Source organism: Bacillus sp. 05T31, from assembly GCF_056396725.1.
On sequence record NZ_JBFTMA010000242.1, the window covers coordinates 1 to 5675 of the forward strand.

A 5675-nucleotide genomic window follows, 5' to 3' on the forward strand; every position below is an offset into this window, starting at 1 on the left:
ACTATGTTCCAGTAAAAGTCGTAGCAACAGATCCACTTTTATCATCTGTATTTGGCGGTGTCATCGCCGGAGCTGGTATTGGTCTTGTCTTTAACTGCCATGGTTCAACTGGTGGATTTGATATTATCGGTATGTTGTTATCTCGTAAGCGAGATATTAAACTTGGTGGATTCCTTATTGCATTAAATACTGTTGTTGTTGTCATTGCAGGATTTTTCTTCACTTGGGATGTTGCCCTTACAAGCTTACTTTCAATTTATGTAACTGGTAAAGTAATTGATGCCGTTCATACGAAACATCGTAAAGTTACACTTATGATTGTAACAAATCAAGCAGAAGAAATGAAAAAAAAGCTTCTTTCAACTGTAGTACGTGGAATTACGTTACTTGATGGTGAAGGTGCTTATTCAAACGAGAAAAAACGTGTACTTATGACAGTCGTTTCACGTGAAGAATTAGCAAATATGAAACTAACGATTTCGGAAATTGATCCTCATGCATTCGTTAATATTACGGAGACTGTTGAAGTATTAGGATTGTTTAGAAAAGTGTAAAAAACTAGGTGGACCTTCACCTAGTTTTTATTTTCCATAAATTCAATTCGATTTCCAAACGGATCTGACACGTAAAATCTGATTACATCTGGTCGCGCATGATCATCTATTACTTCAATACCTTGCTTTATTAACCCTTGTTTAAATTCATTAATTTTCAAAACATAAAAAGCTGGATGCGCTTTTTTAGCTGGATTAAAATTTTGCTCAACTCCGATATGAATCTCTTGATTTCCACACTTAAACCAACACCCACCACGCTTCTTTAATTCCTCTGGCTTTGGGATTTCCTCCATACCAATTTTATCACCATAAAATTCTCGTGCTTCTTCTTCACATCCTACTGGCGCCGCTACTTGTACATGATCAATTCCTTGAATATAATTTTTCATATTCCTTCCCCCTCTTCTATTCTAATGTTATAACGAAAATACATTCATGTAACTTAGAAAATATTAATAAAGCAATATAAGATTCTCTTATTACTACCYTTTTTTACCTTCCACTAAAAATAAAAAAGAAAATTTATTATATAATTTCCATTTTTTATAGAAATACACATTGCACCTATATTATAGTTAGTACTAGATTCATCTTTTTTAGATGCTAGTTGTACGGAGGAAATATTATGAGTCGTAAAAAACATTCATCTACTCAAAAAAAGCGTCACCCAAACGTATCGGAGCGCTTGCGAAACCATATACAAAATCGTTCTTTAGCAGAAATGTATGCATCTCTTTTTGWACATAACCCTGATAGTATTATTTCATTGAATTTAGAAGGAGTTATTTTACATATTAACCCCGCTGCGGAAAGAATATTAGGTTATACTTCTAACGAATTAGAGCGAAAAACAATCACTTCTATTTTAGAAGCACATATTTCTGATCAAGTGCTACAATACATAAAAAATGCTGCAGCTGACAATCAAAAAGAGTATATCGTCTCTATTTATCATAAAGACGGATATTTACTAGATGTCGTAACAAAATTAGTTCCTATTTTTGTTAAAAACCGTTTAACAGGTGTATACGCCATTATGAAACCCCTTGAAAAATCAGAAAGAATTGAGAAAGTATTACAAGAGAGTGAGAAACGATTACGCACATTAATGAATTCAATGCCTGCATTTGTTATTTTTAAGGATCATGAAGGACGCTGGCTTGAAGCGAATGACTATGCGCTTTCTTGTTTCAATTTCCATAACGTTCCTTATCATGGAAAAAGAGATAATGAACTCATTCAATATAACGAAGCATACCGCGAATCTTTTTTGCATTGTGAAGAAGTCGATGAACTAACATGGCAAAAAGGACAAATTCTTCACGGAGAGGAATTTATTATACATAGAAATGATTTCGACCTAGTTTTAAGCATTTCAAAAGTCCCACTCTTCCATCCTGATGGCTCACGCAAAGGTCTTATAGTGATGGGAAGAGACGTTACCGAACTAAAAGAAACTGAAAAGTTATTACGGAAATCCGAAAAACTTGCAGTAGTAGGACAACTGACAGCTGGAATTGCCCATGAAATTAGAAACCCGCTCACTTCATTAAAAGGATTTTTAACGTTATTACATCCAGAAATAAATGAGGAAAATAAATGGTATGTGGACGTTATGTTGAGTGAAATTTCACAAATGGAATCTATAACAAGCCAATTTATGGCGATGTCTAAACCACAAGTGTTATCTATTCATACATGCAACGTACAAACATTAATTGAAGAAGTTGTAACTTTTATTTTACCAACAGCAATTATGCATAGCGTTCATATCATCATGGATCATTTCGATTATATTTCTGACATTCAATGTGACAGTAATCAATTAAAACAAGTTTTGATTAACATATTAAAAAATGCAATCGAGGCGATGCCTGATGGTGGTAACATATTCATTCAAACAGCTTCGTTAGAAAATGATTTTGTTTCAATACGCATTATGGATGAAGGTTGTGGGATTCCTGAAGAGCGCATGGCTCGTCTTGGCGAACCTTTTTATAGCTTGAAAGAAAAAGGAACTGGCCTTGGCTTAATGATGTGCTATAAAATCATTCAAGAGCATCACGGAAAATTATTCATTTCCAGTGAATTAAACATAGGAACAACTGTCGATATTCAATTACCGATTGCTACAGCTCAKCCTGTAACAAACTCTTAACTATGCTACATTAATATAGTAAAAGACATCTGTTATAAGTAGTCGGGTTATTGTGGAAAACATCTACACTAATACGTTAAAAAGCTCAAAGTCCCTATATGACTCTGAGCTTTATTTTTGTATACGATTTATTTTATTAAATCCACTCTTTTCCATGTTTACGAATAAACTGAATATCATTTTCATAATGTTCAAGATGCCCTTCATCTATCATCTTTTGGAAGTTCATATCGCCTTCTAGTGCTTTTCTTTTCATGTATTTACATAATCCTTCTAATCGTAGAAGTACCATCTCCAAATAATCCTCGGCGATGCCATCACTTTTATAGGACTCAAAAAACAATTTAACTCTTTGCTTTATGCGGTCTGCATGCTGTAATGAATTATAATAAACCGCCGCACCTGTTTCCTTATAATAAACTCTACTTAATGGGACACAAGTGTAAAGAGTATAGGCTATGTCCCAAAGTCTTGGTCCAGGACCAGCAACATCAAAATCAATAATACCTACTGGTTTTTCGTTATTAAAAATAATGTTGTATATTGCAAAATCATTGTGGCATACAACCTCTATTTTATTTGGAGTATTATCCATCGGTTTCCAATCATCTGATAACGGGAAATCACTCACAGCATCATGATAAAGACGGAGCATCTTCGCTATTTCTTTTAAAACATCATTAGACCACATGTACTCTTTTAAAGGGTAATTACCAGCTTCTCCTTCAATAAATGATAATATCTCTCTATCTTTATCATCAATACCTAAAAACTTTGGTGCATAACTAAAACCTTTGTTTTCCAAATGGTTTAATAGCTTATGAATTCGGGTACYGCCTTTCTTTAATTCTCGTCGAACAGTATCTTCTGAACGATATACGTTTGAGACATTCCCTCCCGTTAGCATTTCTTCATTTTCGTAGTTTGACATCTAATAGTTCCCCTCCATTATTCTACATTTTCTTTATATTTTAACATAACTTTCCTATTCTCTTTTAACCCCTTAAATTGCAACAAAAAAATCGAGTATAAAATCTTTATGATTTTACACTCGATTTAGTCTACTATTTATGCATGTAAAAATATTTTTTCATACCATTCTGTTGCCTTCTCTACTTCATTCATCGTTAATTGATGTCCTCTATTTTCCCAATGCATTGTTACATTAGCATCTACATTTTCTAATAGCATCTTCAATTCCTCTGACTCAGAAGGTGAACAAATTGGATCATTTGTTCCAGCAGCGATAAATACGAATTTCTCTGCTAAATTAGGTAATTCTATTCCTCTTCTAGGCACCATTGGGTGATGAAGGACTGCACCTTTTAATGCATTTTCGTAATGGAATAATAAGCTCGCCGCAATATTTGCTCCATTTGAATACCCAACAGCTACGATATTATCTCTATCAAATTCATATGTTTTTGCTGCTTCATTTAAAAATTCATTTAATTCCTTCGTACGGAAAACAAGATCCTCTTCATCAAAAATACCTTCTGCTAATCGGCGGAAGAAACGAGGCATCCCATTTTCTAATACATTTCCACGAACACTTAATACAGAAGCTTCCCGATCAATTCTTTCTGCAAGCGGTAATAAATCTAATTCATTTCCTCCTGTACCATGAAGCAATAACAACACTGGTTTTGACGTATCTTTTCCTTTTTGAAAAACATGTTTCATCATATTCCTTTTCCCCTTTCAATCACTTTAATCTAGATTTCTCACTTCAAATGGTAAGAGTGTCTGTTCAATTTGTTTTCTATGTTGTTCATATCGATCCGGTAATTTTAACTCCTCACCCATCGTCTCTAAAGATTCGTCATGGGCAAAACCAGGAGGGTCTGTTGCAATTTCAAATAAGATTTCGCCGTGTTCTCTAAAATAAATTGCGTTAAAATAGTTTCGGTCTTGTACAGGGGTTACACCATATCCAAAGCGAGACACATGCTCTTTCCAGTCTAATTGATCAGCATCATCACTCGCTCTCCAAGCAATATGATGAACTGTACCAACACCCATTTGCCCACGTCCAATTGTTGATAATCTCAAATCGATAATATTTCCAATATCAGCAGAAGAACAGAACCGCATAAACTCTCCCTCTTCTCCTACTTTCTCAAGACCCATAACATGCTCTAACAATTCAGCAGTTTTTTGAGGTTGTGCAGATAAAAGAACAGCACCGCCAAATCCTTTAATTGCTACTTCTGGCGTAACTTCCCCAAAAGTCCAATTATTTAATTCGCCCTCTTCTCTTTCAACTAATTCTATATGCAAACCATGTGGATCATCAAATTCTATATACTGTTCTCCAAACCGAGTCATTTTTGTATATGGTACGTCGAATTTTTCTAATCTATTTTCCCAAAACTCCATTGTACCTTTTGGTACGACATAAGACGTAATGCCTACTTGACCGTCCCCAATAATACCTTGACGAGCACCTGCCCATGGAAAAAACGTAATAATTGTTCCAGGCTTTCCTCCTGTATTACCAAAATAAAGATGATACGTACCTGGATCATCAAAATTCACTGTTTGTTTTACTAAACGCAATCCTAATACACCTGCATAAAAATCTACATTTTCTTGTGGGTGACCTACGATTGCTGTAATGTGATGAATTCCCATCGTTTTCTTTTCCACTTTCTCCACCCCTTTTTATTTCATTTTAAAAACTTTTATACATTAAAATTCATTATTCATTTTGTCCATACTGCAAAGTAAAATCCATCGTTATGATTTTATCTTTAATTCGAGATATAAGCTGTGAAATTACGCATTATCTTCTATATCACTGAATTCATCTCGAATTCGAGATAATTCCAAAAAAATATTTACTCCATCTAAAATCTTTATTCGGAAATAAATTATCTTGAACTCAATATTTATTATAAGTTACTTACTTTTAGTTGTCAACAAGCACTTATTTTCATTTTAAATCAAAAGAGAGTAAA

At 34.1% G+C, this 5675-nt stretch carries 6 protein-coding genes; 2 read left to right on the top strand and 4 right to left on the bottom strand.

The window, feature by feature from the left end; genetic code table 11:
- Nucleotides 1–554, top strand: a 554-nt coding sequence (locus AC1DJR_RS15585) for a YitT family protein (RefSeq protein WP_477002961.1), incomplete at its 5' end; no start/stop codon positions are given.
- 20 nt (nt 555–574) lie between these two features.
- On the opposite strand, the gene AC1DJR_RS15590 is transcribed toward AC1DJR_RS15585, so the two are convergent.
- On the bottom strand, nt 575–946 hold the full coding sequence (locus AC1DJR_RS15590; RefSeq protein ID WP_353825323.1) for a VOC family protein: 372 nt from the start codon (nt 944–946) through the stop codon (nt 575–577).
- Nucleotides 947–1182: 236 nt separating this feature from the next.
- Between AC1DJR_RS15590 and AC1DJR_RS15595 the strand changes: the two genes are divergently transcribed.
- Entirely contained in the window at nt 1183–2715 is a 1533-nt protein-coding gene (locus AC1DJR_RS15595; RefSeq protein ID WP_477002962.1) for a BA3702 family sensor histidine kinase, read from the top strand.
- 136 nt (nt 2716–2851) lie between these two features.
- Here the strand turns inward: AC1DJR_RS15595 and AC1DJR_RS15600 are convergent, their stop codons facing one another.
- The 3 genes from AC1DJR_RS15600 to AC1DJR_RS15610 form a co-directional block, all read right to left on the bottom strand.
- Complete coding sequence (locus AC1DJR_RS15600; RefSeq protein ID WP_477002963.1) at nt 2852–3646, bottom strand: phosphotransferase; 795 nt, start codon at nt 3644–3646, stop codon at nt 2852–2854.
- Between the two features lie 137 nt (nt 3647–3783).
- The gene (locus AC1DJR_RS15605) at nt 3784–4398 is read right to left on the bottom strand and encodes an alpha/beta hydrolase (protein WP_429688433.1); all 615 of its coding nucleotides are present in this window, start codon (nt 4396–4398) and stop codon (nt 3784–3786) included.
- Nucleotides 4399–4425: 27 nt separating this feature from the next.
- Complete coding sequence (locus AC1DJR_RS15610) at nt 4426–5364, bottom strand: ring-cleaving dioxygenase (RefSeq protein ID WP_429688427.1); 939 nt, start codon at nt 5362–5364, stop codon at nt 4426–4428.
- Between the last annotated feature and the right edge of the window lie 311 nt (nt 5365–5675).